We start from the raw sequence: 26544 nt of genomic DNA, 5'->3' as shown, positions 1-26544 counted from the left end.
TCCTTACAATCATAAGAGAAGAACATATTACCTCCATTTCCATAAAAAATGTCACAATTTAATATATCGGCACCTTAAACTTCCATTTTTATAGGCCAAATGGACCTTATTTTCCATAAACCGGTTAAGCCCATGGGATTAAAAGAAAATCAGGAGAGGAGTCACTTGCAAAGCCCCCTTCGGGTATAGTAGTATGTGGTTAAAAAAAATCGGAGGGTATATGCCTAAACAACAAGATAAACATTCCATTCAGGCGTGGTCTCTGATCAATCGCAAATATTTGGGAAAAGGCGTGCGTGTCAAACGTTTTCGTAAACCAACACGCTGTCAAGTGCGCAATCGCGTTTTGCTTGCCGTTTTGATGGCTAATGACATTAAACTGTCCCAACTTGCCGAGGAGCTTTCCATTTCCTCCCGTAGTGTCAGTGCGTGGGTATATGAAGGTCGCATTCCCGGCAACACTAATCTGGAAAAGACGTGTAATACACTTGGTTATCCGCACCATATTCTATTTAATGAAGAGGTTGTCCGGCGTTCACCGCTCATCTGTCAACCATCGCCGTCCCGTTTTATGAAACGGACTGTGACTCGTTCTCCGGTTAAAAATCGGATCTTGGCGGGTCTGTGCATGGTACATGATATTTCGGTGACCGATGTGAGTCATTGGATTGGCGTTCACCCCGGTACATTTCGGAAATGGTTGCATCAGGGTACCGTTCCTTCGCAAACCTTCCAGGATCAGGCGGAACAGTTTTTCCGTATTCCAAAATCCATTTTGTTTGCTGATGCCATGCTGAAAAAGTAAAAATGTCCGTAAACCGAAACGATTGTAATTTTCATGAAAGTCTTTGAAAGGAACGCATTACCATCTTTCATCCACTGAGACTTTCACATCATGTAATTCACAGAATATAAAATGCAAAAAAAGCACAGTCTGCCGATTCCTCGGTGTACTGTGCTTTTTAGATAACAGAGTTTTAAATACTTCTTGCTTATATTTTGTCAGTTTCTTAAAAATGAATGCTTGCCGTTTCAGTTGAACGTCTGGCTTCTTCCTTGATGGTCTTTAGCTTTTTCATCACCGGGTTGCCTCCACGTCCAAAGTAGTCGTGAAGACGGCTGTATTCCTCGTACAGCTTATCATACACGGCCGCGTTCTCAGGGATCGGCTTGAAGCTCTCGTCCCGTACACGAGCCATATGACGCGCTGCTTCGACGATATCGTCGTACCCTCCAGCTTCAGCTCCCGCAGCCACTGCTGCGAACATGGCCGCACCCAATGCAGGAGTTTGGGTGGAAGCTGCCACCTTAATCTCCGGTTTATATTCAGCCGCTTTACGCTCCAGCCATACATGGACGTTCACACCTTCCGCAACTGCCTGCTCCTTCACTTCGCCAGGAACAGCATGATCCACAAACCATGCGAAAATGTCTCCTACCGCCGATTGTCCAGCCTCATACCCGTAATAGCCCGGAATAATTCCGTTCTCTACAACGCCACACATCCCCTCTACTTCTTTTTCTTCCTCACCGAGGAGCATATGGCAAATGGAAGTTCCCATCGCCATCACCAGCTTGCCTGGTGTGACGACGCCTACTGCCGGAACAGCCGCATGTGCATCCACATTGCCTACCGCTACTGCCGTTCCCGGATTCAGTCCGAGTTTTGCAGCCATATCCTCTGTTAATCCACCCGCACGGGCACCCAAATCATAAATCTCACCGCGCAGCTTTGTATCCGTCAAATTTTCTAGACGCGGATCGAGCGCTTTGAAAAATTCACGATCCGGATAACCCTCGCGATGATGGTAAATAGACTTGTACCCAGCTGTACACTGATTCCGTTTCAGTTCCCCACTAAGCTGGGAAATTACCCAGTCGGTCGCTTCTACAAAGCGGTCTGTTTGATTATAAATGTCCGGTGCCTCGTTCAGAATTTGCCAAATTTTTGCGATCATCCATTCGGAAGAAATTTTCCCTCCATAGCGGGGCAGAAACACCTCTCCTCGCTGCGAAGCAATGGCATTTAAACGGTCCGCTTCATCCTGTGCTGCATGATGCTTCCACAGTTTCACCCAACTATGCGGGTTATCTTTCAGGTTCTCGTCAAAGCACAACGGTTGTCCCTGCGCGTCAATCGGCAGCATCGTGCATGCTGTAAAATCAATTCCGATCCCGATGATATCGTTTGGAGAAATGCCAGTCTCCTTCATAACGGCAGGTATAGAAATAGTCAGCACTTCAATATAATCAGCCGGATGTTCCAGCGCCCAATCCATTTCCAATTTGCGTCCGCTACCAGGCAGCACTTCATCCATAACTCCATGACGGTAAGGTGTTACATGTGTAGCAATTTCAGCTCCGTCAGACAGGTCAACAATAACCGCACGGCCGGACTCCGTTCCATAATCGACACCAATTGTATACTTGCTCATTTGTGTGCCTCCTCCTTTTTCGTTTGACCATAATAAGCATTCGCCCATGCTTGTGCAGAAAATGCTTACCCAGCAGCGCCAGATCCACTAAGGTGAATTCTGGATTCCGAACGAAAGAACGGTACAGTGCCAGATGATGTGTAGGCGTATCTGACGAAGGCCGAAGGTCAACCTCGACAATATCGCCTTGTAGAATCAGTACAACCAGTTGCTCCGCTTTCAGTTCTTCATAGGCCACGCCTTGGAAGAGCCAAATTGGCCTTCCATACTTCCTTTTTCAATTGTTCTAATATGTATAAGACACACCTTTTACTATCATTTCTGAAATCTGCAATGGAGGAGGTGAATGAAACTAACTTCAAATGGAAAATTGCAGGAAGGTCTTAACGGCCCTTTATTGATGGTTACGCTTTCATTATATTATTGTACGTACAACTTAGCTAGTCTTTTTATGTGTTTCTTCGATAGATTCATATACTCATTTTCAGAAAAAATATAACAAAAACAGCCTATTTCTGCAATCCAGAAAACAGACTGTTCGGTATGACGAGAAACATGCCAACAAATATTAAGCGTTAAAGCTGTATACTTACTAACTTGTCCTTACATGTTAAGAAATAAAACCGACTGATCTTCCAGCCTAGTGTTCTCCAGGCATGACCTGGACAGGCCCAGTAGATTCACGAACGATGAGCTCAGGAGGTAGAATTAACTGACGATCTTCTTCATGGTACCCCTTCTCTTCAATCATCGACAGCATGGTATCGGCAGCACGTAACCCCAATTCTTCCTTTGGATGCCGAATTGTCGTTAGCTTGATTTCCGTTGCTGTCGCCAAAAATGAATCATCAAACCCAACCAACGATAGATCATTGGGAATGTTCAGGCCCACCGAACGTACAATATCCAGGAGTCGAACAGCCAGCTCATCATTGTAGGTCACCCATCCAGTAGGACGCTCTCCCGCCTCCATCGCCAATAGCCTCGACGCACGTTGTAGCGGAATCTCATTTTTTTCTTCTGTCCGGTAAGTCGTTACTGCGTTCGGGTGTAGTGTCACACCATATTTGCGGTGAGCGGCCACAAATCCCTTCATACGAAGAATCCCCTGCATATCATCGGTTTTGAAAAATCCGGCCAAGCGTCGGTGCCCCAGCTTAATCAGATGCTCTGCCGCCAAAAAACCACCCTTTTCATCATCTACTCGCAGACATGGCGCATCCATTTCCTCATAACGCGCATTGATCATCAAATAAGGGATTTGGCGATTTTCCACGGTTAAATAATAGTTCAGATTGGGATTACGCTCTCCACTTTTGGTCGGTTCGATAATAATTCCGCTCAGCGGTTGACTCAACAGCATTTCCAGGCACTGACTCTCTTGCTCAGGGTCATTACCTGTGCTTGACAGCAGCATCTTATAGCCCTGACGACTCAATTTAGATTCAATTCCCTGTACAATGGATGGGAAAATATAATCCGATATATAGGTTGTAATGACTCCAATCGTCTTTGGATCTTCGGGCTGCTTGCTGTCCCGTGTCGCGACAAAAGTTCCCTTGCCCTGCATCCGAAACAGCCAGCCTTCCTGCACCAGCTCACCCAGCGCCTGACGCACCGTTTGTCGACTAACGGCAAATTGTTCAGACATTTCATGCTCAGATGGAAGCTGGCTTTGTGGTTCCAGTTTAGATGAATGAATCCAGGACAAAATTTCCTGTTTAACTTGTATATATTTGGGCGCCATAATTTCCTCCGTACTTGCAATATCGTGTACCTGTCCATATTCCACGATTATAGCATACCGTTCATTTGTACATACAAATGTTACAGAACAGGATATCGTCGTATTGCTGCCGGAGGTGTAAACCCATTCGCTTATCCCTTCCTTGCCACACATGAGTGGCTGAATATCTAAAGGACAATTTGTGTAGAGGTTGCACATTACGAACGAAGCAATTGATGTTCATTCATATACTTAAGTCCAGTATAGCGATCACGCAAGGTATGAGCCGTGCGCAATGCACGAGCAAGCTGTTCCTCCGTAACCCCGAGCTCGGCAATGGTAGATGGGCCTCCGACCTGAGCCAGCCATGCACGCATCTGCTCCGACGTAGGCAATTCCCGATACACCTTAAATGCCTCTACATCCTGACTGGCTGCTAAATCCCTGTACAGGTCAGACAGCAATGCGGATGCTACGCCTACTTTGGCACCATGCAAAACTTGCTTGCGTCCCTCTGCGATAAAATCCATTTCAATTCGGTGGGAAATATGGTGCTCTCCCCCTGACGCTGGACGAGAATGATCTATCATCAGCATCGAAATACCGGATGCAATCAGCGCATTCATCAATACCTCGACCCCAGCCTTGCTACCTGCCGCAATCTCATTGACATGTTCTATACAGGCACGCAAAGCCTCCTCGGTAATGCGATTAGCCACAGGTGAATACGGCTCGTTTCCCAAATCTCTGGAAACATGCCAGTCCGCTAGTGAGGTGAACTTACCGAGCATATCGCCAAAACCAGCCGCAGTCATCGTCTGTGGCGCATTTGCCAGCACGGACAAATCAGCAAAGATCGCCTCTGGCGGAACTGCTTGGAATGTCTGCTTGCTGCCATCCACAATTAGTGGTGCGCCTGCGGAGGTAAAACCATCCACCGAAGCAGCCGTCGGTACTGACAAGAACGGACGATTCATTTTATAACATACGAAGCGAACCAGATCATGAATCGTGCCGGAGCCTACAGCAAGTACAGCCTGACTCTTATCCGCCACACCCAGCAGCACTTTCATAATGTAGGTTTCATCAGCAATGACATCCCCTACAGCATTCGGAGGTAAGAGAACTACATCAACTGTCAAACCTGCCTCACGAATCAGCTCAGCTACTTTTGTTCCTGCCGCCGCTGAAGTATGCTCATCTTCTACCAGAGTTACATGACGATAATCCTGTTGGTTCAGATATGGAACAACAGACTCCAGTGCTCCATCCCGTACCTCAATAAACAATTCAACCTTTCGGTGAGGATGATCAGCGTTACTAGCCTGCGTCTCTTCGTTCCACAGCTTGATCTGCTCATTCATATTCATTTCATCTACCTCCTGAAAAAGGAATAATTTGCACAAGAATGATCCATAATGATTAATAGATTCCGTTTGAAAACGATTACTATTTAATTGTACGCACAAGTGTATGTCCAAGTCCAGCGAAAAAGTACAAGTTGCTTTTTAAATTTACACATTCGAAAGGAACATGTTTATGAAATTTGGAACGGATATTGCCTGCGCACTTGGGTTACTGGCAGGTACAACGTTTGGCAGTGGTATTGCATTTTTGTTCGGCTGGCAAGCCTATCGAGCTCTGACTTCTGTTGCAGTCTTTGGCGTTGCGGGGATTATCATTACCATTGCCGTTTTTCGCTTGCTGCACCGTAAGTCGCTTCCCACGTCTAATTCTCGATAAATGCTGTTAGTGAAACGAGTGCAACTTGTTTTTTGCCAATATACATAAAAAACGGGCACTCTTAAGCAATTGCATCGCTTGAGAGTACCCGTTTTTGTTTTACAAATATCACTTATGAAAGTGTATCAACCTATGGATTAACGTCTAATTCATAATCAATTTCATCAAACCCGAATCCAAATAATTGGAGGAAATCCAGACGGTATTGTTCGAGATCACCCAATTCAGATACGTTTTCTGTAGTGATTTCGGACCAAGCTGCTTTGACAGCCTGCTGCACATCGTCTCTCATTTCCCAGTTATCCAGCCGAATGCGTCCTTCTTCATCCGTTTCCACAGTGGACCCACTGTATAGCGTCTCGAACAGACGTTGTGCCTGCTCAATACATCCCTCGTGCAGTCCCTTTTCCTTCATGACCTTAAACAGCAAAGAAATATACAAAGGTACGACTGGAATAGCCGAACTGGATTGTGTAACCAAAGCTTTATTCACAGAAACGTAAGCTTTTCCATGATAACGCTCCAGTTGCTTTGTTAAAGTATGTGCTGTAGCTTCCAAATCATTTTTAGCTTGGCCAATGGTTCCTTTACGATAGATAGCCTCCGTAATTTCGGGACCAATATACGAGTAAGCCAGTGTGGTTACCCCTTCAGCCAGCAGATCAGCTTCTTCCAACGCTTTTAGCCACAAGGACCAATCTTCGCCACCCATTACCGTGATGGTGTTCTCAATTTCCTCCTGCGTAGCCGATTCTAGCGTAATTTCTGATACGACACCTGTATTCGTATTCACTGTTTTATTAGAAAAAGACTGTCCGATAGGCTTGAGAACGGAATTAAAGGTCTCACCTGTATCGGGATGTGTCCGTCGCGGTGAAGCGACACTATATACAATCAGGTCTACCTTGCCCAGCTTTTCCTTTACCAGCTTCAACGTCTCCTGCTTAATTTCATGAGAAAAAGCATCTCCATTAATGCTTTCTGCTATGTAGCCGGCTGCTCTGGCCGCTCTTTCAAAGGCTACCGTATTATACCAGCCTGCTGAAGCCGTGCGCCCCTCAGATGCGGGACGTTCATAGGATACCCCTATGGTGTCCGCTCCCAGACCGAAGCTCGCAGCAATACGAGAAGCCAGCCCGTATCCAGTAGATGCTCCGATCACAAGCACCTTTTTAGCTCCTTGTATTGATGTGCTGTCTTTGATGTAGTTGATCTGACGGTTAACATGAGCCGCGCATCCTGCAGGATGTGCAGTCGTACATATAAAACCACGGATTTTCGGTTTAATAATCATTGCAAGGGTCCCCCTACTTTAGCATTCATTTAATATGGATGTAATGGTTGTCCAGTCATAACTATATAGCAAATCAGCTTGCGGCTCAACACATAACATAACACTTGAAGACAGCCGAAGAAAACTACCGTAAACATCATAGTCTGCAACGCTTTTTTACTCCACTATTCATTTTGAATCATTTTCTAACAACATCACATCTTCTCCTTGCTGTTGTCTTATTTGGATATTAGCCCTTCCCCAAGAACACATTAAGTCAATAATTTCATTTGCTGTAATTCCATATTCCGTTATATAATACTCCACTTTTGGAGGCATTTGATTATACACATGTCTACCTATGATACCATCCTTTTCAAGTTCGCGAAGTTGCTGTATAAGAACCTTTTGAGAAATGCCTGAAATACTACGCTGTAATTCACTTGTCCTTTTTCTACCAGACATTAATAAACATATGATTAATGATTTCCATTTACCTCCGATGATCTCAAGTGTTGCTTCTATGCCTAAATTATATTGTTTCATAGTACCACCTCTTCAACGCTAAAAATAACAAAGTTTATCTAATTAATTCTATAATCGCATATCTTCACTTTAAGTCCAATGCATACTTTCAAGTAACTATCTTACTTTATTGTGTGTATTTACTTTTTTTGAAGCATACAGAATAATAATAGAGCATCTATAAAGGCAAATATGTTACGTAAGAAAGGTGATTTATGATGAAAACTCTTGTGATTTTAGCTCATCCCAATATCGAAGATTCTAGAGTAAATAACAGATGGAAACGAGAATTACTTCAATATACCAATGAAATTACAATTCATGAGATTTATAAAGAGTATCCAAACTGGAGCATTGATGTTTTGAAAGAACAACAGCTACTTGAAGCATACGATAATGTCATATTTCAATTCCCTTTGTATTGGTATAGTTACCCTCCTTTATTAAAAAAGTGGTTCGATGATGTTTTTACCCATGGATGGGCTTATGGTTCAAAGGGTGATAAGTTAAAAGGAAAGAAGCTAGGGATAGCCATGTCCATTGGCGATAAAAAAGAAAATTACTTACCTACTGGTTCCGTTTCTTTTACTGTAGATGAAGTTATAGCACCTTTTAAGGCAAGCGCAGTGCATGTTGGCGCCATAACATTACCCTATTTCGCTGTCTTCGGAGCCTCGTTTCAAGCAAGCGACGAAGACATTGATCAGAGTGCAAAAGACTATATTAAATATATATTTCAGTATAAATAAAAAAGTTATAATGGTAGGCGCATCTTAACCATATAAAAACAGGCTCTTGGTGGCATCCAGCCAATCCAAGAACCTGTAAATGTTAGGCTATGATGCGGTCGAGAGGACTCGAACCTCCACGGGGGGTTAGCCCACACGGACCTGAACCGTGCGCGTCTGCCAATTCCGCCACGACCGCATATTATGTATTCACACCGATGTTTTTCAATCACGGTAATTTAGATTATATCTTCCATAGAACATAAAATCAAGCTATTTTTATATTATATTTTCTATGAATCATTTCCGTAAATATAAGAAAATCACTGGATATCACAAACCAGATATGGTAAAATGGGTCCATCAGGAAAGGAGGTGCGTCAACATCAATAATCACATGTTGAGCGTATCCCTTACCCGGTCCGTTATTCTCTAATTTACAGAGTTGACGGAGGCGCGGGATACGGATCAAAGCTTTAAATAAGCGCCACGGGTAGAAAGACCGTCCTCGGACGGTCTTTTTTATTTCAACATCATCTATAAGATTACATACTGCACCGTGAAAGAGGAGATACGATGTCGATTAGACCCGCAAATGTGGAAGAGCTCAACGAGTTGGCAGCCATCTGGCTAGATGCTTCCATAGAAGCCCATCATTTTATTGCTCCGCAGTATTGGGCATCACAAGTTACCGAGATGGAAAACAGGTACCTTCCTCTCGCTCAAAACTACGTTATCATACAAGATGATCATAGCATTGGCGGCTTCGTTTCCATGTTGGATGGATACTTAGCAGCTCTGTTTATACGTGTTGATTCTCAAAGAAAAGGCTACGGCCAGTTACTACTAGATTGGATCAAGAAGCAACATAATGAGATTCAATTAAAGGTATACCAGTCGAACACAAAAGCATTCAACTTCTATACTAAAAATGGATTTACCATTCAAGCGGAATCTATTGATACCGAAACTGACGAGAAAGAATTTGTAATGGTATGGACAAAACATGAACGATAATGAAGCACCATTAGCTATACAATCTTCTTATTTAACCCATAGACCTCGGTATATAAGATCTCTTTAAACGGAGCAAAATCCTGTTCAGCCAGCGCACCTGGATAGCTCATTATTTGAAGCCGCAGATCAGCCTGTCCTTCTCTTAAAGGAGGCTGTACATAGTCAAAATGGTTCAGATGAAATCCCAAACGTTCATAAAAACCAATTCTTCTCCGAGTCCACTCATCCACTGGTGGCTCAACCTCCAGTACTACCGGTTTATCGGACTGTGAAATAAACTTGCTCATAAGCTCTTTACCTAACCCACCACCTCGTATAGCCGAATCTACGGCAATATGCTCTACAAACCGAAAATCTGTAAACTCCCATCCCGCCAAAAAAGCAATTGTTTGCCCTTGTTCGTCCTTTTGGGTAAGTAAACGATAACACGGATGATGAAGCAAAGCCCTCTGTGACTCGAATGTCCTGCATTCCGTTTCAGGAAAAGAAGCCTCCATAATCGCATATACTTGAGAGAATTCAAGTTCATTCATTTATACTTTCAACTCCTCTAACGTTAACTTGTTGGTCTACTAATGTCATTTACATTAGGGCCTAACCCTTTAGACCTTGTTTAATTCCATAAGCGTCAGCAATATGTGTTCCAACAGCTCTGGAATGTCTTCCATCTGATCTTCGTTAATTTGTCTGGAAAATCGGAGTTCAATCCTATTTTGGTATGTAGATGTCTTCTCTCCGTAAATCTGACTAAGCGTTTGTACCGGTCGAAGATCGGGCTTCCAAATTTCGGTCAGTATATTTTCAATCCGGCTGCATTGTGACTCAATTTCACGAATTTCCATGTAAAAACTCAGCAACAAGACACATCCCGGAATTTGATCTTTGATTTCCAAAATTTCCGCAGCCAAGTTGTTTAAATCTGCCTTCAGTTGAATCTCTGCTGTCACACTCGGGTGTTCTCTCAGTCTGAATTGGACAGCAAATTCACGTGACATCACAGACATTTCCAATCTGTCGATTCGCTGCGTAATGTCAATACGTGAATCTAGATTATCCAGATCGTATACTGTATTTTCCATGGCCACTTTTAAATTATCAAAAACCGTCGGATCGAACATATATTTTTCACCTCCAATTATGGAGTATAACATAGCTTGTGTTACTCCTAAAATAGGATGCCCCTTTTCACGACAGCATATTAAGACGGGATTTTATAGTATACAGTAAGTTGGCTAACTCTTAATTGAAGTTTAGTGAATAAATTTGTAAAAACGCATAATTGTGACAAAAAAATATATATTTTTGTTTATAGTTCCATTTTTATTCCATTTTATTGGGATTCAATATATAATAATGGATGGGATTGGCTATATATATTCGTTTAAATCCCAAAATATAAGAAGGGAAGAGATTATTAAATGAAAAAGGCAGTTTTTTCTACACTAGGTCTTGCACTTCTATTAAGCACATCCACCGCCGTTGCATCTGCTCAAGAAGCAGCACCCGCATTACAAAAGGAATCTATCCAGCCTTCTAATTCATGGTACGCCGACACAGAGCCTAATAACTGGTTTGATGAAATTACCAGTGAAATAACAGTAGGGGATGGAATCGATATCTATGGGAGCTTAGGAAGGAAAATTCCTGGAGGATATGCAGGCTATTATGACTTTGTCGATTATTATAAGTTTACAGCTTCTCAGTCTGGATTCTACGAATTTAATATTCAAGGAGAAATATATCCCAAAGCATGGATGAGGCTTAGTGTGGCTGACAGTAAAGGAAGCGTCAAAAGAAGTGCAGAAGAACGTCAATACCGTTTAGGTTTAAATCTTAAAGCTGGAGAGACTTACTACTTGTTAGTAGAAGCAACTGATGCCGATGTTGGTCAAGTGTTCGACTATAGAGTTTCTTCCACGATTAAACAAATCAATTAGTAAAGTTGAAGCATAACAAAAACGCGATCCTTTTTACTGGGTCCACGTTTTTACATCTTTGAACCCCTATTATCTTACGGCAAATATAGCTATATCGTCGTAGAAGAACTGACGATTTTACGTTCATATCTTCTTCTTATGGCTCGTTTGTACCTTCTACTTATTTTGTGTATATCCTTTTCTATTGAATGATATATATAAATAATTCAGAAAAAATTACTCATATATTCATTTAAGAATATAACCCCTAAAAAGAGAGGTGTTTTATTTCATGAAAAAGACATTGTTAGCTTCATTAGGCCTGACACTTATGCTAAGTACTTCTGCCAGTGTCGCTTTAGCCGAAGAAGCAAATACAACAAAAGACTTAACTCCTGCCTCTGTACTTGAATATCATGAGCAGGAACCAAATGATAGTTTTGAACAGGCTAACTACTATTTTATAGGTGATGCTGTTATCGGAAGACTTGGTACAGAGGGAGTGCCTGGAGTCTGGGAAGCCTACGATGTATATAAAATTAAGGCTTTTGAGTCGCAAAAAGTTCATTTTACAATTCAGGGAGATAGATATTCTGATTCCTGGTTGCAAATGACTGTTTACGACAGTACTGGTCATAAAATTAAACGTTCAAGAGACGGTCAATATTTCTTAGATGTAGAACTTGAAAAAGGTAAAGAATACTACCTAGCCGTTGAGGTGCCAGGACTTCAATTTGGAGGACGTATATTTGACTATAAAATCTCTTCTGAATTGTAAGGTAGACTAATTAAATTTATGTAACTTTCAAGAAGTAACTCATTTTTTAATGCCTGCTGTCGTATTGGATAATACAACAGGCACATATAAAAACCAAAAAACCTCTAACTACAAAAGCCTCACCCCTTTCTTGAGGGGCGAGGCTTTTGTAGTTCAGTCATTCTATTCGGTGCACTTAGTTCTTTTACCCCTGTGTAAGTCTTACGACAAACGTGAGCTAAAGTCCTCGTAGGAGAACTGACGGATTACCTTAATGCCTTCTTCGTCGTTGTAGCTGGCGATGGCTGGCAGGTTGACTCCGTTGAACATGTGGTTTTTGACCATCGTGTAATGGGCCATGTCGCAGAATACAAGCTTGTCTCCCGGCTTCAGTGGCTCTTTAAAGGAATAGTCTCCAATCACATCTCCAGCCAAGCACGTAAGTCCACCAAGTCTGTAGGTGTAAGCATACTCACCAGGCTGGCCTGCATCAATGATATTCGGGCGATATGGCATTGCCAGTACATCAGGCATATGACATTCAGCCGAAGTATCCAGAATGGCAATATCCATTCCGTTTTTCATCGTATCCAATACGGTAGCAACCAGATATCCAGTATTCAAAGCAATAGCTTCGCCCGGCTCCAAATAAACCTGCACACCATATTTATCTTGAAAATATTGAATACAGCGTACCAGCGTGTCCAGATCATAGTCTTCTCTGGTAATATGGTGACCGCCGCCGAAATTGAGCCATTTCATGTTCTTAATGTATGGCCCGAATTTCTCATCCACGACTTTAATGGTGCGCTCTAGCGTATCTGAATTCTGTTCACACATCGTATGAAAATGAATACCGTCCACGCCATCCAGATCCTCAGGTCTAAAGTTAGCCAGGGTCACACCCATTCTGGAGTTGTTGTAGCAAGGATCATACAACGGCGTTTCGATTTCCGAATATTCTGGATTAACTCGAATGCCGATGTCGATTTTTTTGGAAGTTACGCCTTGCACTCTGCTTTTGTAGCGTTTCAGTTGATCAAAGGAGTTGAAAACAATATGGTCAACATACTCCAATAGCTCATCAAATTCACTGTCAACATAAGCAGGTGCGTATACGTGAACCTCTTTGTCCATTTTTTCGCGACCAAGTCGTGCTTCGAACAACGAACTGGAGGTTACGCCTTTTAAGTATTTGCCAACCAGAGGAAAGGTCGAAAACATCGAAAATCCCTTAAGAGCGAGCAAAATACTGCAGCCTGTCCGCTCTTGAACAGAATTTAAAACCTCAAGGTTTTTGACAAGAAGTCTTTCGTCAACAAGATAACAAGGTGATGGAAGTCCTGTAATATCAATATTCATCGCAGACCTCAATCAAGCAACGTTGGCGTAAAGTTCTCTTGCCATGGCAATCCGTGTTTATTTAGTGCTTCCATAAATGGATCTGGATCAAATTCCTCAACGTTGTAAACGCCTGGTTTTTTCCAGATACCTTTGATAATAAGCATTGCGCCGATCATGGCAGGAACACCAGTTGTGTAAGAAATGGCTTGGGAGCCAACCTCTGCATAACATTCCTCATGATCACAAACATTGTAAACATAATACGTTTTTGGTTTTCCATCTTTCACACCTTGGATGATGCAACCAATGTTCGTTTTGCCTTTTGTTCTTGGTCCCAGAGAAGCCGGGTCTGGCAAAATAGCTTTCAGGAATTGCAGTGGAATGATTTGTTGTCCTTCGTAATCAATAGGCTCGATCGAAGTCATGCCTACGTTTTGAAGTACATTCAAATGATTCAGATAATTGTCCGAGAACGTCATCCAGAAGCGGATTTTTTTCACGCCTTTAATATTCACTGCAAGAGATTCCAGTTCTTCATGGTACAAAAGATATATATTTTTCGGTCCAATTTCAGGAAGGTCGTATACCTTTTTCTCAGAAAGTGGCTCAGTTTCAATCCATTCTCCGTTTTCAAAGTAACGGCCCTTCGCCGTAATTTCACGAATATTGATTTCCGGATTAAAATTAGTTGCAAAAGGATATCCGTGGTCCCCTGCATTCGCATCCACAATATCAATCGTATGAATTTCATCAAAGTAGTGCTTTTGAGCATAAGCCGTAAATACTCCAGTTACGCCTGGATCAAAACCGCTGCCCAGCAGAGCTGTAATTCCTGCTTTTTCGAATCTTTCTTTGTAGGCCCATTGCCAGCTGTATTCAAACTTCGGCGTATCCGGCGGTTCATAGTTCGCCGTATCAACGTAATGAACACCTGTCTCAAGGCAAGCATCCATTATCGTCAAATCCTGATAAGGGAGAGCCACATTGATAACTACATCCGGTTGAAAGCTTCGAATCAAGTCAATGACCATGTCGGTGTTGTCAGCATCAAGCTGAGCCGTTTGGATCTTCGTACGACCTCCACCCAGCTTCTCTTTAAGCGCATCGCATTTCTCAACAGTTCTGCTTGCGATACAAATTTCTTCAAATACATCTGGGTTTTGGCAACATTTATGCACCACAACGCTGGCCACGCCACCGGCGCCAATAATCAATGCTTTTCCCAAAATAAATAACCTCCTTATTCCATACGCTAATCGCTAATCATTCTTGCAAACAAAATGATTATAAAGACATCCCACCAAATAATCAAGAAAAACGACAATTTGCTGTATCAAAATTCACAGGAACATGTCACAAAAACTTTACAAATCCCAAAATTAGGCATAAAAACTCCGTAAAGTGTGCAAAAAACAAACATTACCCCATACACTCCAGGGAAGTCAGCACGTATTTAACGGAAGTTTTTTTGAATCTAATGCTCATAGTCCTAAAGAGTTAATACTATCTTATTTCTAAACAAAAGACCACCCCTCCGCATCCTATGAAGAAGATTCATGGGGTGGTAAAATAATGGGCTGATAGCGTAATGCCTCATCTACGATCTCTGCTGCACTCAAGTCACGGTCATCCCAGTAGATCAAATTACTGATCCCCGGATGGGGCGTATTTTGCTTCACTATGGTCAGCATGCTGTCGATTTCCTCTTCTGTTCCCTCACCTCTGATGATTTTTTCCACTAACTCTATAAGCTCACTTCGATCCAAATTTTGGAGTTCCTTTCTATCTCTATCCAGACTCATATAATTGCCCTCCTTTGTATTGAGTATGATCGGCATTGTGTGGGCCCATCCCTTCTTCTGTAAGCGCTATATGACCTATTATGGAGATTTAAGAAGTGTTTATAATAAATAAAGCCGCCCCCAGTATGGGAACGGCTCTATACAGTAATAAAGCTTGTTAAACCATGATTTTGCAAATATCGTTCGTGAATTCAACCGGATCTTGCAGTGGCAAACCTTCGATCAGCAAAGCCTGATTATACAGTAATGCCGTATAGAGGTTTACCTTCTCCTTATCCTTGTCAAAAGCTTCTTTCAAAGAGTTGAACACCGCATGGTTTACGTTGATTTCCAGCACTTTATTCGCTTTGACATCGGCGTTATTAGGCATGGCGTTCAAGATTTTTTCCATCTCAATCGTCACTTCACCGTCTGCGGACAGACATACCGGATGTGTCTTCAAGCGCTTGGAGGCTTTAACACTGGATACCTTGCCTTCCAGCAAGCCCTTCATGTACTCGAACAGCTCTTTGTTGTCGTTTTGTTCTGCTTCTGATTCTTTCTCGTTTTCGTCAGGCTCAATGCCCAGATCGCCGCTCGATACAGATTTAAATTCTTTTTCTTTGTAGCTTAAGAGCATTTTAATAGCGAACTCATCAATATCATCGGTGAAATACAGAATTTCGTAGCCTTTGTCAGCCACCATTTCGGTTTGCGGCAGTTTTTCAATACGCTCATTGGACTCCCCGGAAGCGTAATAAATATACTTCTGATCCTCTGGCATACGCGATACGTATTCGTCCAAAGTAACCTGCTTTTTCTCTGTAGAAGAGTAGAACATGAGCAGATCCTGGAGAGTTTCTTTATGTCTGCCGTAATCGTTGTAGACACCAAATTTTAATTGTCTGCCAAATGATTTGTAGAATTGATCATATTTCTCCCGGTCATTTTTGAGCAAGGTCAGCAATTGGCCTTTGATTTTGCTTTCGATATTTTTAGCAATCAGCTTCAGCTGACGGTCATGCTGCAGCATTTCTCTGGAAATGTTGAGCGACAGGCTTTCGGAGTCGACCATACCTTTGACAAAGCTAAAATAATCCGGCAGCAGGTCAGGAGATTTTTCCATAATCAGCACACCGTTAGCATACAACTCCAGCCCTTTTTCATATTCCTTGGAGTAGAAATCAAACGGAATATTTTCAGGAATAAACAGAATAGCTTGGTACACTACCGCGCCATCCGCACTGACGTGGATATGCTGGAGCGGCTTGTCGTAGCCATAGCGTTTTTCCGCGTAGAAATTTTGATAATCCTCGTCGGTCAGCTCGCTTTTGTTTTTTCTCCAGATAGGAACCATGCTGTTAATACGCTGTTCTTCTTCGTAATCCTCGAACTCGTTGTCGCTTCCCTCTTTCAGACGCTTGCCTGTAATATCCATTTTAATCGGATAGCGGATAAAGTCGGAGTATTTTTTAATCAGTGCTTTTAAACGGTACTCGTCCAAATATTCATCGTAGGACTCATCTTCGGTGTTTGCCTTGATTTTCAGAACTATCTCTGTTCCGACCTCGTCCTTCTCAGCTGCCTCAATGGTATACCCGTCTGCACCTGTGGATTCCCATTTATATGCAGTATCGCTTCCCAAAGCCTTGGTAGTCACTGTAACCACATCGGCCACCATGAAAGCTGAATAGAAACCAACGCCGAATTGACCGATGATGTCATGACCATCCTTGGATTCATTTTCATTTTTGAATGCCAATGAACCACTTTTAGCAATAACACCCAGGTTATTTTCTAGTTCTTCCTTGGTCATACCAATCCCGGTATCACGCAGGGTTAGCGTTCTGTTATCCTTATCGGCAGTTACTTTGATATAATAATTTTCTTTGTCAAAGACCAGTTGATCATCCGTCAATGCTTTGTAATAAATTTTGTCAATCGCATCACTTGCATTGGAGATCAGCTCTCTTAGGAAAATTTCCTTTTGCGTGTAAATCGAGTTAATCATCATTTCGAGCAGACGCTTGGACTCAGCCTGAAACTGTTTTTTCTCCATTCGGATATCTCCTTTCAAATATGAACCTATGTAAGGCCAGCGGATATGAGCTATGCAAACGATTCAACTTTGTTAGCACTCCCATCATTCGAGTGCTAGCCTACCTTTTTTATATCATTCCTCATTTTTTATGTCAATATCTCGGTCGACTAAACATTAAAATTACATTTCAGGAAATCGCTAGTGTCTAATGTGCTTAAACATCACGTTAAACATTTCGACAGAAGATGGAAACAGCCCCTGTACATGGGGAAGCAGATTACTCCTGATCCGCAGCTCATCCTCATTCAAATGCTGTAGGTCCTCATGAAAGAACCAAACAATAGGATAATCGCCGTCCTTATGTCTGCTGCCTGCATTTAAACAAACGGGACCCTGGTCGTCCTCTGCTATTGCAAAAGGAATGTAGCCTGCTGACAGAAGAGGTGACCATTGATCAAGCAAATCATAAAATGCCTTTAAGCCTTGACCTACAGGCAGACGTGGGAACTCAACAAACGTACAATCGCTCCAGTATACTCCCGGGATGGACTCATTATCGAATTGTAAAGATACATAATGGTAGGACATGATAAAACTCCTCAACAGGGGCGGCAGCTCAAAATGGTATTTTTCCTCCATCTCCCGAACTTCCTGTTCAGTAATCTGTGAAAGGAGAGGCTTCCACTTGATCCATCCCTCCTCGTCAACATTCCCATCACGCATTTCCATCGGTACATTTTCTTCCACATCCATAAAAAAGGCTTCATCCATCTGAGCAAATAGTTCCTTCATGGATGTACGAATATCCGCTTTCTTGTCCATGTCCTCACACCTCTTTCCTTTCTATTCACATTTTGCATCATGGGTTAATGCCAAATGCCCTCTATCTGAAAATAGCATTGTAATCATGTGCTGCTACACTTTTTAAGTTCAGCTTATCAGAACTTGCTTTTATCACCATTTGCGGAATATTAGTATTACCAGCGCAAGGGCTCATAGTTCCGCCAGATCACCCAACGCGCTGTCTCGTGAATTGGCGCGGCCAATGCTATATTCGTCCTTCGTGCCGCTCTGCAAATCAATCAAATGAAGCATACCGCCATACGTTCCAACCGCCAACATACTTTCATCAGGTGTAGCTGCCAGCCCGGATATCGTACTGCCGACAAAATAGCGCCAAAGTTCACGGCCCTCCCTGTCAATCAGACGGAGATAACCGTAGGCATCACCCAAAATAGATCCTTGTGTCAGCGCTGTTGCAGCGTATACTCGCATTTCTTCATTCATCATCGGCCATTCTTCCTTATTCTGAGCAAGACCCTGCTCCACCTCAGCAATCGACACTTGAATGGTGGCACCGTTGTAGAAATGACAGGCATTGTACCAGACGTTCAGATCATCTTTGGCAAATAGAGCATAATGCGGATAACTAGAACTTGGCTCCAATGTATGCAACGTCTTATCAGACAGATCCATAAGCATATGCTCACTCATCTGGCTACCGTAAGCAATCCAACGTCCATCCCTCGACACAGCTCCATGGGCCATATCCACAATCGTGTCTTCCAACTCTAGTTTTCTTCGTTCAGACGCCTTGGGATGGATCAAATCCACCTGATCACCAGCCAGCAAATAAACGCCGTAACCGCAAACCAACAGAAGTCGCTGTCCATCGCCAAACGGAATCACTTCATCTAATATATCTTCAGGATGCTCCTCATCTCCCAAGCACTCCAGATCAGGAATGGATGCTTTTAAGCGGCCTTGTATATCCTTCCACTGAAAGTGTGCTGTCGCTTCTCCTTGCAGATTTAAGTCCGGTTGACGAACAATCCGAATCCCCTGTCCATCCACCAACGCAAATTAAGTCCCGTCCGGCGAACAGCCTACTCGATGCAGTCCGGGGATTTGCAAGATTCTATCTTTTCCCGTCACATAGATCGTCCCACGTTCCCGAGGATTGCCCGCATGTAGAATGACTTCATTGCCTCCATTCACAAAAGCTATCGGCCTAACGGCTTGCAAAGCCTCCTCGAACGCTGGTGTAAGCGGCCAAGACGCGGCTGGAATCTCTCGACGTAACTGCTCCATTTCACCAGCCTGATTCGCCTCCTGAATCATACGAAAAATATCTTTGGCCATTTGGGGCGTTCGTCCTGGTTTGGCTCTGATTGCTCCTGCTGCCATTCACTTTCCTGCCGACTCTGACAAATTCATTCACATCTGCGGCATACCTTTTTCCTTCCTGTCGCCACTTTGCTGCCATTTCATGATTCAACCAACTCATTTGCTTCTCCCATCCAGTGTATGTATGCCCTGTTTGTTCTACAGGCTTTGTTCATTCTGTTAGGTGGTTTCTCACCTTTGTCAGCACAGACCACAGGTCTGTCACTGCCTTCACCTCTTCATAATCCAGAAAGGCATCTCGTTTGTCATAGTATTTTACCGCTATAATCACCATCTGAAGCGTCACTGGCTGTCCAGCAGCCTTAAGGACTTCCACAATACTTTCGAAGGTCGCCAACTCAAACCAGGTTTGAACCTGACGATCCGGCACCCACTTGGGAATATACTCGTCCTGTTCGTTGGTTACGACTGTACCCTCCTCTGCACATTCCTCTAGCCAATGCTCATCCCAATAATAAATCGGTGTGTGAACAGGGTCTTGATCCCATTGATCCACATTCACATATAACCAGTTATTATGCAGTTGCCCCACGCTACGCACAATTCCTGCAATCCTTCAAATACATGATAAGACGGGCGCTCTCTGCGACGGTAATCCTCAAGTCTTGTCTCATACCTGCTCATCTCCAACCTCCCGCTTCCTATATCAGCTAAACACTCAAAATTCGCATAACATACATTTACAACTTATAAAACCCGATATAATTACAAGCACCTCGTAAAGTGTCAAGACTACATAAGGAGATTGATCTATTCATGAAAAGAATCACCGCACTTGTTATCCTGTCCTTGCTATTACTGGTATCCCCGATCTACGCTGCTGCCCCAGCACCTATGCTGGTCTATGTGGACCAGAGTAACCACTCCTTCATCCCGCTTCGTCTTCTGAACAGCTATGAAGGGATCACATTCAATTTAACGGCAGCGGACAAAAAAATAGAAATTGCGCAAGGCAATACTCGGATCACCCTATTTGCCGGGAAATCTACTGCCAAAGTGAATGATCAAACGGTCCATTTGCAAAATGCTCCTTTTACCGATAACGGTTCGACCTATGTCCCCTTGCAGTTCATCAGTCAATATCTAAACCTGCAAGTTTCATGGCAAAAGGAAACCTCAGCTGTACGCATTAAGCAAGGTGCAACGTCCGTCACGCTTCCGGTACATACTGGCAAGCTACCCGGAAACACTACACCCATTACGACAGCTCATAAAAGCTTCAAGGTCGGGTCTCGTACATTTTCCGCTAAGGTGGTCACCATCTCTATGCTCCATCCCAAGGTAAGCCTGGACGTGGCACTGGCAGGCGATTCCATTGGTAAAGTGGAAGACTTAAGTAGTCTCGCCAAACGTAACCAAGCGGTTGTAGCCATCAATGGTACATTCTTTGATGCCTATACCAAAAGCTCTTACAAAACGCCTTACGGCTATCTGGTCAGTCACGGAAAGATGTTGAAAAAAAGCTCCGGCGACCAACGAACGGTCTTCACCTACGATACTAATCATTTAGCTGAGCTGGTGTCGGGTTCTGCCTTCGAACAACGGTTAAGCCAAGGCAGTGTCGAAGGTGCCCTTCAAGCCGGGCCTCGTCTGGTCACGAACGGTCAGGTTTCCCTAAATGTCAAAGCCGAAGGCTTCAAGGACCCTAAAATATTAACAGGCGGCGGCGCCCGCAGCGCACTCGGGATGAGTCGGGATCATAAGCTGATCCTCCTGACCACAAGTGGAGCGACTATACCGCAGCTCGCCCAAATGATGAAGCAGGCTGGCGCTTATCAGGCCATGAATCTGGACGGCGGTGCTTCCAGCGGGCTGTATTACAACGGCTCCTACCTCACCACACCCGGCCGCCAAATCAGCAATGCCATTATTGTAAAGTATCAATAGACAGATAAAGGGCTGTCTTCACGGATGTGTAAGCCGTGGGGATAGCCTTTTTTCTATTTCCCCAGTTTAGGTTGTCCGGCCTCCACCTGTTCAGGCGGCTTGTATGGGCCGTTACGGGTTGCCTACAACCTACAATCGAATCAGACCTGTAAAGCTATTGCTGCCTTCGCTTCCTTTTTTTAAAGAAAGATAAATACGATTGTCTTCTCTGCTCGCCAAGCATTCATAAAATCCCGGTTGTACAGAAAGGAACGTCCCTCCCCATACGCATTCAGGCTCCAGTCCACCACTTGTGGCTTCCTCCCCTGCTCCAATAAATAGGTTGCCTGAGGGAACCTTCAAAAACAGCCGCACAGTAGGCTTGTCGATATGATCTGTCATCAAAACCTCATAGGTCCCGTCGGCTCCCAGATTCAAAAAAGCTACATTTCCTTTGTTCAACTCGCCTAGCTCGTCCTCTTCGATGGACCACCAATCCGGATCATCGTCCAAACGGTGCTTAAGAGCTTGCCTATCAAATAAGCAAAGAGTCGCCGTGTCTGTTGTAAATTGAAATGGACTGCTTGCCGTATTCATCATGCGATCCTCCTGATTTTGGTCAGCGAATTTCTGTTTTTCCACGTCTTACGCTATCCGTATTGCCATATATTTGAGGGAAAATCTCCCTGTATGTAAAGTATAACAATGCTTGCAGGGCCAGACAACATGTTGGGCTAACACCTATTCTGCATAAAAAGCCCTCCCTCACGATGTCGTGAAAGAAGGCCGATTTGTGGATTTAAGCGATGCTAACCTGCTGTTAGATCAGAAAAGACTTAGTAATAATTACCAACAAAATGAACAATACCAAAATCGCTCCTGTGGATGTCCATGCTCCACCGTAACCTACTTCACCCATGTCTGAATCCCTCCTTGCGTTAAAGCTTACTCTTATCGTATGAAGAAAAGCGGATAACGACAGGGCGAATCGGCAAGTTTATTTGCCATGGAAGGACTACTCAGAAAATGGACTGATACGTTTGAGATAGATCGCTAATGACTCTGGATGACAACTGGCAGAGAATGTCGTCCGTTCTTCGCAATAGCCTGCTCAAATCCTTGTGCTTCATCTTTTGAAGGAGCGGGGTTTCTAACTGGGATGAAAGAAATTGAGTGGTGCCTATAAATACGACAACATCCAACCCCGGGTTGGTTTCGGTATGTAATAAGTGCAGCAGATCAGTCATGGATAGGAATCCGGGAGGGAAAAGGCTGTCGTTTTCTTTCATATATAGTGCTTTTAACATGGAGGTCAAAGCCCAGTCACATAGGATAATGCAGCATTGGACTTGATTGTGCTTGTACAGGATTTGGGCTAGTTTCATGTGGTATTGGGATAGAGTGTGAAAATCCGTTATTGAATTATGTAGGTGTTGTGAGGGTCTGGACGGTTGAGTGGGACTTGGAATAAAGGTAGAAGGAGCTTCTTTCATTTCTATTCCTCCAGAGAATTTCAATATTAGTCTTATTATACTCTAAAATAATACTTATAGATATTATTATTATTTATTGTATTCATTATTCAATGTTTTCATTTGGATATCTTGTCTACACTTTTAGAATAGTGAGGTGTGGATGATGGAAGATAAAGAAGTTCTCAAATTAGTGGGTGCCAGAATACGTGCTTTACGAAAAGAAAAAGGATTGTCTCAGGAGTCGCTTGGGGAAAAAGGCGGATTCCATTTTTCATACATAGGGCAGATTGAGCGTGGAGAAAAAAACGTATCTTTAATAAATATAGCTAAAATTGCTAATGCACTGGATGTTAATTTGATTCAGCTTTTCGCTTATGTTAATGAGGATATTAAGGTTACAAAACATGAAACTGATATACAAGAAATCATAAAAATACTCCAAAAATCGAGTCCAGAGAAAGTACGCTTGGCGAGGAATGTGATACGGGAGATTACAAATTAAAAGGATTTTTTAGCAAAAATAAAGGAGCCACCTTTAGTTAACAGGGCAGTTCCTATTGCACTATTGTTTTACGTAAGTTCAATACCCTATCGAAAATTAAAATAATATATATATATCCACTATTAACTTAATTTCAAGTTTCTTATATAAAAGCGCGAACTGAATTGAATACGAAATCACAAAGGATTCCCATCCATTAGGAAATTATTGGCTTCTAGGTAGTTTCTTGCGGTCATTCAATTTAGATTTTCTTTTTACCCTTTTTGTGGGCAATACCATACGAACATTTTTTAGCTTCGTTTTTCTTTGAGCATTATTTGTAATAAGGTTGACTGTAAAGTTCACGAAACCGCGTTGGATGTTAAGTGTTTTAAAACCAACTCTTCTGCAATTATTGCATAGATTCCCATTAATATTCCAGATCCAACATCCATTGAAACTATAATTAGGAACATGTATGGGGAAACTACCTGACCATACAAGATTTCTTGATACGCTCTCAGCGTAATAATATATTGTTCTATCCCCTACGTTGCCAGTAACAACTTCCCTCGTTTGACCAGGCGCCAAACGGTACCAGGTAGACAATATACCAGTTTGTCCCACAAAGACAAACCCACACCTACTCGCGTGATAGAATATGGCTACCTGTACGGTAGAATTGGTGCTGTTTCGAAAATAAAGACTCATTTTTTTGTCACTCCCTCTTAATACCATTCTACAATCCATTGTATGCAAGAGTTGTAAAAAGGAAGTGGACAAACATAAAAGAGTCTTAACCTTTTTTAGGATATTCAGAAATTATGCTTTTTTAGAGTTTCCCGCCATCAGTTTGGCGAAACCATATGACATGTTGTTTATGTTATGGAATTCAATCAAAAGAAAACCCCCACCTAATCTTGTAAAGATCAAAAAACACGTCCATATATGACGTGTTTTTCAATAAAATATCTTTAACTAATAGAACCTTTCAATTCCCCTAAACCAAACCTTACTTCCAAATCTCGTCCGCGATCTCTTTAATGAAAGCAAGCTTTTTCCACTGCTGCTCTTCTGTCAAAATATTGCCCTCTTCTGTCGAAGCAAAGCCGCATTGTGGGCTGAGGCAGATGTGGTTGATGTCGACGAATTGAGTCGCTTCCTTAATGCGGTTAATGACCGTCTGCTTGTCTTCAAGTTCACCTGTTTTGGAGGAAACGAGGCCCAGTACGACCTGCTTTTGATCTTTCAGATGCTTAAGCGGTGTGAAATCACCTGCACGGTCGGTATCGAATTCGAGATAGTAGCCGTCGATGTTGTCGATGCCGAACAGGGTTTCTGCTACAGGCTCATAGCCGCCAGAAGATGCCCAGGTGGAATGGTAGTTACCACGGCATACGTGGGTCGTTACGACCAAATCGGCTGGAAGATCCTTCACCGTTTCCTGATTCACACGGGCAAACAGCTTTTTGGTATCTTCCACATTTTCACCTGCATGCTGTCTAGCTTCCCAATAGTTTTTATCACAGAGCATCCCCCATGTGCAATCATCCAGTTGCAAGCTGCGGCAGCCCTCATTGTACAACGCTTGAATCACGGATTTGTAGGCTTTGGCGATATCCGTCACCAGTTCATCCAGATTGCTGTAATACGTGTCGGTTGTTTCTTTATTCTCTCCGCGCAACAGCTCGGCCAGGAATTGCGCAGGTGCCGGGATCGTTTGGCGCGCAATCGCATCCTCACCTGCTACTTGCTTCAGGAATTTGAAATCTTCAATGAAAGGATGACGGGAATGTCCGATTTTACCGGACAAGCGTGCGGTTTCCGCTCTTGTTTCCACACCTTGGAATTGGTAGCCGTTCGAAAGCTGTACCTTTTCCACACCGTCCAGACCCCACATAAAATCAAGATGCCACCAGGAGCGTCTGAATTCACCGTCCGTCACGGCTTGAAGTCCTACGGATTTTTGCTTTTCCACTAGCTTGATAATTTCGTTATCTTCAATCTTTCTCAGCTCGTCCGCAGAGATTTCATTATTTTGAAATTGAATTCTGGCGTCTTTAATCGCTTGCGGGCGCAGAAAGCTGCCGACCATATCGTGTCTAAAAGGGGTCACTTTACGTTGGGATGCATTATCAAGGATGCTGCTCATTAGGGTTATCTCCTTTTTCGCTTCTATAGTGAAGTTCTTGTAAGAAAGATAACATACATATTCAGTTATAAGGTAACTCCAATAAACTATAGCTAGTTATAGCCTAAGGCTATACCCAACCTATTATCCCCCTATCGCCTCATGCAGCGCTTCTACATAGACGGTGGCCAGCTTGGAGAGCGCAGCGTTTTTATGGCAAATCCATCCCACATTAATAGACTCATCACATTCCAGAGGGACGGAAATAATATCGTTACCGTTCAGATCCGCACTGATCACCCCGGTAGAAATCGTATAGCCGTTCAAGCCAATGAGCAGATTAAAAAGGGTAGCCCGGTCATGGACGCGAATGCTTTTGGGATGCGATAACGTACTGAGAATCTCCTCGGAAAAGTGAAAGGAATTGTACTCTCCTTGCTCAAAGGACAAATACGGATACGGATGAAGCTGGTCAATGGTCACGATAGACTGTCGGGATAGCGGATTATTGGCACTGATAAAAATATGTGGTTTAGCCGTAAACAGGCTGTTGAATTGCAGATTCGCATCTTTTAGCAGCTTGTTAATGACCTTGGCGTTAAATTCGTTCAGATACAGGATTCCGATCTCACTGCGCAGGCTTTTGACATCCTGTATGATTTCATGGGTTTTGGTCTCTCGCAAAGCCAATTCATACTCTTCTTGACCATATTGATTTACCAGATTTACGAATGCATTTACAGCAAAAGCGTAATGCTGCGTGGACACAGCAAAATGCTGTGGTGAAGGCTTGGCATCCAGATAGCGACTTTCCAGCAGCTCCGCCTGCTCAACGACCTGACGTGCATAACCGAGGAATTCCACGCCTTCCTTGGACAAAGAAATCCCCTTATTGGTACGCTCAAAAATGGTGATATGAATTTCTTCCTCCAGATCACGAATCGCGTTCGACAGACTGGGCTGGGAAATGAACAACCGCTTTGCCGCCTCATTCATGGAACCGCGATTGGCAACCTCAATGACATATTTTAATTGTTGTAAAGTCAATGCATGATGTCCTTTCCGTTTGTGTTTCTTCTATTATATAATACACGATCACACTTCTGGGAAAGGAGTAA

The 26544-nt window shown here is 43.1% G+C and carries 28 protein-coding genes, 1 tRNA gene and 2 pseudogenes; 8 read left to right on the top strand and 23 right to left on the bottom strand.

Annotation, left to right across the window (positions count from 1 at the left end; all coding sequences use genetic code 11):
• Window positions 1-220 precede the first annotated feature (220 nt).
• Entirely contained in the window at window positions 221-805 is a 585-nt protein-coding gene (locus NLX78_RS01000) for a helix-turn-helix domain-containing protein (protein ID WP_013370447.1), read from the top strand.
• Between the two features lie 205 nt (window positions 806-1010).
• On the opposite strand, the gene NLX78_RS00995 is transcribed toward NLX78_RS01000, so the two are convergent.
• From NLX78_RS00995 to NLX78_RS00980, 4 genes and pseudogenes are all read right to left on the bottom strand, one after another.
• Entirely contained in the window at window positions 1011-2435 is a 1425-nt protein-coding gene (locus tag NLX78_RS00995) for a ribulokinase (protein ID WP_254349400.1), read from the bottom strand.
• Between the two features lie 112 nt (window positions 2436-2547).
• Window positions 2548-2728, bottom strand: a pseudogene (locus tag NLX78_RS00990) (class II aldolase/adducin family protein); the annotation flags it as partial.
• Between the two features lie 347 nt (window positions 2729-3075).
• Window positions 3076-4182, bottom strand: a complete 1107-nt coding sequence (locus tag NLX78_RS00985) for a GntR family transcriptional regulator (RefSeq protein WP_061828631.1) — start codon at window positions 4180-4182, stop codon at window positions 3076-3078.
• A 197-nt stretch (window positions 4183-4379) separates the two neighbouring features.
• Window positions 4380-5531 carry a sn-glycerol-1-phosphate dehydrogenase gene (locus tag NLX78_RS00980; RefSeq protein ID WP_254349399.1) on the bottom strand — a complete coding sequence of 384 codons (1152 nt, stop codon included), beginning with the start codon at window positions 5529-5531 and terminating at the stop codon, window positions 4380-4382.
• 169 nt (window positions 5532-5700) lie between these two features.
• Here NLX78_RS00980 and NLX78_RS00975 point away from each other — a divergent pair, with 169 nt between their 5' ends.
• Window positions 5701-5904, top strand: a complete 204-nt coding sequence (locus NLX78_RS00975) for a hypothetical protein (RefSeq protein WP_160789610.1) — start codon at window positions 5701-5703, stop codon at window positions 5902-5904.
• 130 nt (window positions 5905-6034) lie between these two features.
• Here NLX78_RS00975 and fabV read toward each other — a convergent pair whose 3' ends face one another.
• The gene (gene fabV / locus NLX78_RS00970) at window positions 6035-7198 is read right to left on the bottom strand and encodes an enoyl-ACP reductase FabV (protein WP_254349398.1); all 1164 of its coding nucleotides are present in this window, start codon (window positions 7196-7198) and stop codon (window positions 6035-6037) included.
• Window positions 7199-7366: 168 nt separating this feature from the next.
• Window positions 7367-7723: a winged helix-turn-helix transcriptional regulator gene (locus tag NLX78_RS00965; protein WP_069079881.1), complete on the bottom strand. Its 357-nt coding sequence runs from the start codon at window positions 7721-7723 to the stop codon at window positions 7367-7369.
• A gap of 197 nt (window positions 7724-7920) precedes the next feature.
• Between NLX78_RS00965 and NLX78_RS00960 the strand changes: the two genes are divergently transcribed.
• Window positions 7921-8451 carry an NAD(P)H-dependent oxidoreductase gene (locus NLX78_RS00960; RefSeq protein WP_165176719.1) on the top strand — a complete coding sequence of 177 codons (531 nt, stop codon included), beginning with the start codon at window positions 7921-7923 and terminating at the stop codon, window positions 8449-8451.
• A 93-nt stretch (window positions 8452-8544) separates the two neighbouring features.
• On the opposite strand, the gene NLX78_RS00955 is transcribed toward NLX78_RS00960, so the two are convergent.
• Window positions 8545-8629, bottom strand: a tRNA-Leu gene (locus NLX78_RS00955).
• A gap of 377 nt (window positions 8630-9006) precedes the next feature.
• Here NLX78_RS00955 and NLX78_RS00950 point away from each other — a divergent pair.
• The gene (locus NLX78_RS00950) at window positions 9007-9447 is read left to right on the top strand and encodes an N-acetyltransferase (protein WP_254349397.1); all 441 of its coding nucleotides are present in this window, start codon (window positions 9007-9009) and stop codon (window positions 9445-9447) included.
• Window positions 9448-9461: 14 nt separating this feature from the next.
• On the opposite strand, the gene NLX78_RS00945 is transcribed toward NLX78_RS00950, so the two are convergent.
• Together NLX78_RS00945 and NLX78_RS00940 are read right to left on the bottom strand one after the other, a co-directional pair.
• The gene (locus NLX78_RS00945; protein ID WP_250267988.1) at window positions 9462-9980 is read right to left on the bottom strand and encodes a GNAT family N-acetyltransferase; all 519 of its coding nucleotides are present in this window, start codon (window positions 9978-9980) and stop codon (window positions 9462-9464) included.
• Between the two features lie 69 nt (window positions 9981-10049).
• Window positions 10050-10565 carry a hypothetical protein gene (locus tag NLX78_RS00940; RefSeq protein ID WP_254349539.1) on the bottom strand — a complete coding sequence of 172 codons (516 nt, stop codon included), beginning with the start codon at window positions 10563-10565 and terminating at the stop codon, window positions 10050-10052.
• A 300-nt stretch (window positions 10566-10865) separates the two neighbouring features.
• Here NLX78_RS00940 and NLX78_RS00935 point away from each other — a divergent pair, with 300 nt between their 5' ends.
• Window positions 10866-11384 (top strand): hypothetical protein, encoded by a 519-nt coding sequence (locus NLX78_RS00935; protein WP_254349396.1) that lies wholly within the window; start codon window positions 10866-10868, stop codon window positions 11382-11384.
• A 271-nt stretch (window positions 11385-11655) separates the two neighbouring features.
• The gene (locus NLX78_RS00930) at window positions 11656-12141 is read left to right on the top strand and encodes a hypothetical protein (RefSeq protein WP_254349395.1); all 486 of its coding nucleotides are present in this window, start codon (window positions 11656-11658) and stop codon (window positions 12139-12141) included.
• Between the two features lie 201 nt (window positions 12142-12342).
• On the opposite strand, the gene nspC is transcribed toward NLX78_RS00930, so the two are convergent.
• The 8 genes and pseudogenes from nspC to NLX78_RS26420 form a co-directional block, all read right to left on the bottom strand.
• Window positions 12343-13482 (bottom strand): carboxynorspermidine decarboxylase, encoded by a 1140-nt coding sequence (gene nspC / locus NLX78_RS00925; protein WP_023987969.1) that lies wholly within the window; start codon window positions 13480-13482, stop codon window positions 12343-12345.
• Window positions 13483-13490: 8 nt separating this feature from the next.
• Window positions 13491-14690, bottom strand: coding sequence for a saccharopine dehydrogenase family protein (locus tag NLX78_RS00920; protein ID WP_013309649.1), 1200 nt, complete (start codon window positions 14688-14690; stop codon window positions 13491-13493).
• 315 nt (window positions 14691-15005) lie between these two features.
• Window positions 15006-15266 (bottom strand): bacteriocin immunity protein, encoded by a 261-nt coding sequence (locus tag NLX78_RS00915; RefSeq protein ID WP_250261824.1) that lies wholly within the window; start codon window positions 15264-15266, stop codon window positions 15006-15008.
• Window positions 15267-15423: 157 nt separating this feature from the next.
• Window positions 15424-17304 carry a molecular chaperone HtpG gene (gene htpG, locus NLX78_RS00910; RefSeq protein WP_254349394.1) on the bottom strand — a complete coding sequence of 627 codons (1881 nt, stop codon included), beginning with the start codon at window positions 17302-17304 and terminating at the stop codon, window positions 15424-15426.
• Between the two features lie 180 nt (window positions 17305-17484).
• Entirely contained in the window at window positions 17485-18108 is a 624-nt protein-coding gene (locus NLX78_RS00905) for an SMI1/KNR4 family protein (RefSeq protein WP_061828644.1), read from the bottom strand.
• A gap of 155 nt (window positions 18109-18263) precedes the next feature.
• Window positions 18264-19573, bottom strand: a pseudogene (locus NLX78_RS00900) (WD40 repeat domain-containing protein).
• 51 nt (window positions 19574-19624) lie between these two features.
• A complete protein-coding gene (locus NLX78_RS00895) occupies window positions 19625-19969 on the bottom strand; it encodes a DUF7716 domain-containing protein (protein ID WP_254349393.1) in 345 nt (114 codons plus the stop codon).
• Window positions 19970-19971: 2 nt separating this feature from the next.
• A complete protein-coding gene (locus tag NLX78_RS26420; RefSeq protein WP_302057235.1) occupies window positions 19972-20097 on the bottom strand; it encodes a hypothetical protein in 126 nt (41 codons plus the stop codon).
• Window positions 20098-20229: 132 nt separating this feature from the next.
• Here NLX78_RS26420 and NLX78_RS00890 point away from each other — a divergent pair, with 132 nt between their 5' ends.
• A complete protein-coding gene (locus NLX78_RS00890; RefSeq protein ID WP_254349392.1) occupies window positions 20230-21360 on the top strand; it encodes a phosphodiester glycosidase family protein in 1131 nt (376 codons plus the stop codon).
• Window positions 21361-21489: 129 nt separating this feature from the next.
• On the opposite strand, the gene NLX78_RS00885 is transcribed toward NLX78_RS00890, so the two are convergent.
• The 3 genes from NLX78_RS00885 to NLX78_RS00875 form a co-directional block, all read right to left on the bottom strand.
• Window positions 21490-21939 (bottom strand): DUF6386 family protein, encoded by a 450-nt coding sequence (locus NLX78_RS00885; RefSeq protein ID WP_254349391.1) that lies wholly within the window; start codon window positions 21937-21939, stop codon window positions 21490-21492.
• A gap of 220 nt (window positions 21940-22159) precedes the next feature.
• A complete protein-coding gene (locus NLX78_RS00880; RefSeq protein ID WP_014599622.1) occupies window positions 22160-22258 on the bottom strand; it encodes a hypothetical protein in 99 nt (32 codons plus the stop codon).
• 100 nt (window positions 22259-22358) lie between these two features.
• Entirely contained in the window at window positions 22359-22586 is a 228-nt protein-coding gene (locus tag NLX78_RS00875; RefSeq protein ID WP_254349390.1) for a hypothetical protein, read from the bottom strand.
• 391 nt (window positions 22587-22977) lie between these two features.
• Between NLX78_RS00875 and NLX78_RS00870 the strand changes: the two genes are divergently transcribed.
• The gene (locus NLX78_RS00870; RefSeq protein WP_254349538.1) at window positions 22978-23316 is read left to right on the top strand and encodes a helix-turn-helix domain-containing protein; all 339 of its coding nucleotides are present in this window, start codon (window positions 22978-22980) and stop codon (window positions 23314-23316) included.
• Window positions 23317-23520: 204 nt separating this feature from the next.
• Here the strand turns inward: NLX78_RS00870 and NLX78_RS26645 are convergent, their stop codons facing one another.
• From NLX78_RS26645 to NLX78_RS00860, 3 genes are all read right to left on the bottom strand, one after another.
• Window positions 23521-24006, bottom strand: a complete 486-nt coding sequence (locus NLX78_RS26645) for a DUF1036 domain-containing protein (RefSeq protein WP_367987443.1) — start codon at window positions 24004-24006, stop codon at window positions 23521-23523.
• 301 nt (window positions 24007-24307) lie between these two features.
• Window positions 24308-25447 (bottom strand): 5-methyltetrahydropteroyltriglutamate--homocysteine S-methyltransferase, encoded by a 1140-nt coding sequence (locus tag NLX78_RS00865; RefSeq protein ID WP_025719664.1) that lies wholly within the window; start codon window positions 25445-25447, stop codon window positions 24308-24310.
• Window positions 25448-25570: 123 nt separating this feature from the next.
• Window positions 25571-26473, bottom strand: a complete 903-nt coding sequence (locus tag NLX78_RS00860; RefSeq protein ID WP_250261831.1) for a LysR family transcriptional regulator — start codon at window positions 26471-26473, stop codon at window positions 25571-25573.
• Window positions 26474-26544: the final 71 nt, after the last annotated feature.

This window comes from Paenibacillus sp. Lou8.1 (genome assembly GCF_024213565.1).
Taxonomy (GTDB): Bacteria; Bacillota; Bacilli; order Paenibacillales; family Paenibacillaceae; genus Paenibacillus; species Paenibacillus polymyxa_B.
The sequence above is the reverse complement of the archived record's forward strand: the minus strand, read 5'-3'. Positions and strand labels throughout refer to the sequence as shown.

Coding starts and splice junctions, on each gene's coding strand:
- NLX78_RS01000 (WP_013370447.1), top strand. CDS start 221: ATGCCTAAACAACAAGATAAACATTCCATTCAGGCGTGGTCTCTGATC.
- NLX78_RS00995 (WP_254349400.1), bottom strand. CDS start 2,435: ATGAGCAAGTATACAATTGGTGTCGATTATGGAACGGAGTCCGGCCGT.
- NLX78_RS00985 (WP_061828631.1), bottom strand. CDS start 4,182: ATGGCGCCCAAATATATACAAGTTAAACAGGAAATTTTGTCCTGGATT.
- NLX78_RS00980 (WP_254349399.1), bottom strand. CDS start 5,531: ATGAATATGAATGAGCAGATCAAGCTGTGGAACGAAGAGACGCAGGCT.
- NLX78_RS00975 (WP_160789610.1), top strand. CDS start 5,701: ATGAAATTTGGAACGGATATTGCCTGCGCACTTGGGTTACTGGCAGGT.
- fabV (WP_254349398.1), bottom strand. CDS start 7,198: ATGATTATTAAACCGAAAATCCGTGGTTTTATATGTACGACTGCACAT.
- NLX78_RS00965 (WP_069079881.1), bottom strand. CDS start 7,723: ATGAAACAATATAATTTAGGCATAGAAGCAACACTTGAGATCATCGGA.
- NLX78_RS00960 (WP_165176719.1), top strand. CDS start 7,921: ATGAAAACTCTTGTGATTTTAGCTCATCCCAATATCGAAGATTCTAGA.
- NLX78_RS00950 (WP_254349397.1), top strand. CDS start 9,007: ATGTCGATTAGACCCGCAAATGTGGAAGAGCTCAACGAGTTGGCAGCC.
- NLX78_RS00945 (WP_250267988.1), bottom strand. CDS start 9,980: ATGAATGAACTTGAATTCTCTCAAGTATATGCGATTATGGAGGCTTCT.
- NLX78_RS00940 (WP_254349539.1), bottom strand. CDS start 10,565: ATGTTCGATCCGACGGTTTTTGATAATTTAAAAGTGGCCATGGAAAAT.
- NLX78_RS00935 (WP_254349396.1), top strand. CDS start 10,866: ATGAAAAAGGCAGTTTTTTCTACACTAGGTCTTGCACTTCTATTAAGC.
- NLX78_RS00930 (WP_254349395.1), top strand. CDS start 11,656: ATGAAAAAGACATTGTTAGCTTCATTAGGCCTGACACTTATGCTAAGT.
- nspC (WP_023987969.1), bottom strand. CDS start 13,482: ATGAATATTGATATTACAGGACTTCCATCACCTTGTTATCTTGTTGAC.
- NLX78_RS00915 (WP_250261824.1), bottom strand. CDS start 15,266: ATGAGTCTGGATAGAGATAGAAAGGAACTCCAAAATTTGGATCGAAGT.
- htpG (WP_254349394.1), bottom strand. CDS start 17,304: ATGGAGAAAAAACAGTTTCAGGCTGAGTCCAAGCGTCTGCTCGAAATG.
- NLX78_RS00905 (WP_061828644.1), bottom strand. CDS start 18,108: ATGGACAAGAAAGCGGATATTCGTACATCCATGAAGGAACTATTTGCT.
- NLX78_RS26420 (WP_302057235.1), bottom strand. CDS start 20,097: ATGAGCAGGTATGAGACAAGACTTGAGGATTACCGTCGCAGAGAGCGC.
- NLX78_RS00890 (WP_254349392.1), top strand. CDS start 20,230: ATGAAAAGAATCACCGCACTTGTTATCCTGTCCTTGCTATTACTGGTA.
- NLX78_RS00885 (WP_254349391.1), bottom strand. CDS start 21,939: ATGATGAATACGGCAAGCAGTCCATTTCAATTTACAACAGACACGGCG.
- NLX78_RS00880 (WP_014599622.1), bottom strand. CDS start 22,258: ATGGGTGAAGTAGGTTACGGTGGAGCATGGACATCCACAGGAGCGATT.
- NLX78_RS00875 (WP_254349390.1), bottom strand. CDS start 22,586: ATGACTGATCTGCTGCACTTATTACATACCGAAACCAACCCGGGGTTG.
- NLX78_RS00870 (WP_254349538.1), top strand. CDS start 22,978: ATGGAAGATAAAGAAGTTCTCAAATTAGTGGGTGCCAGAATACGTGCT.
- NLX78_RS26645 (WP_367987443.1), bottom strand. CDS start 24,006: ATGAGTCTTTATTTTCGAAACAGCACCAATTCTACCGTACAGGTAGCC.
- NLX78_RS00865 (WP_025719664.1), bottom strand. CDS start 25,447: ATGAGCAGCATCCTTGATAATGCATCCCAACGTAAAGTGACCCCTTTT.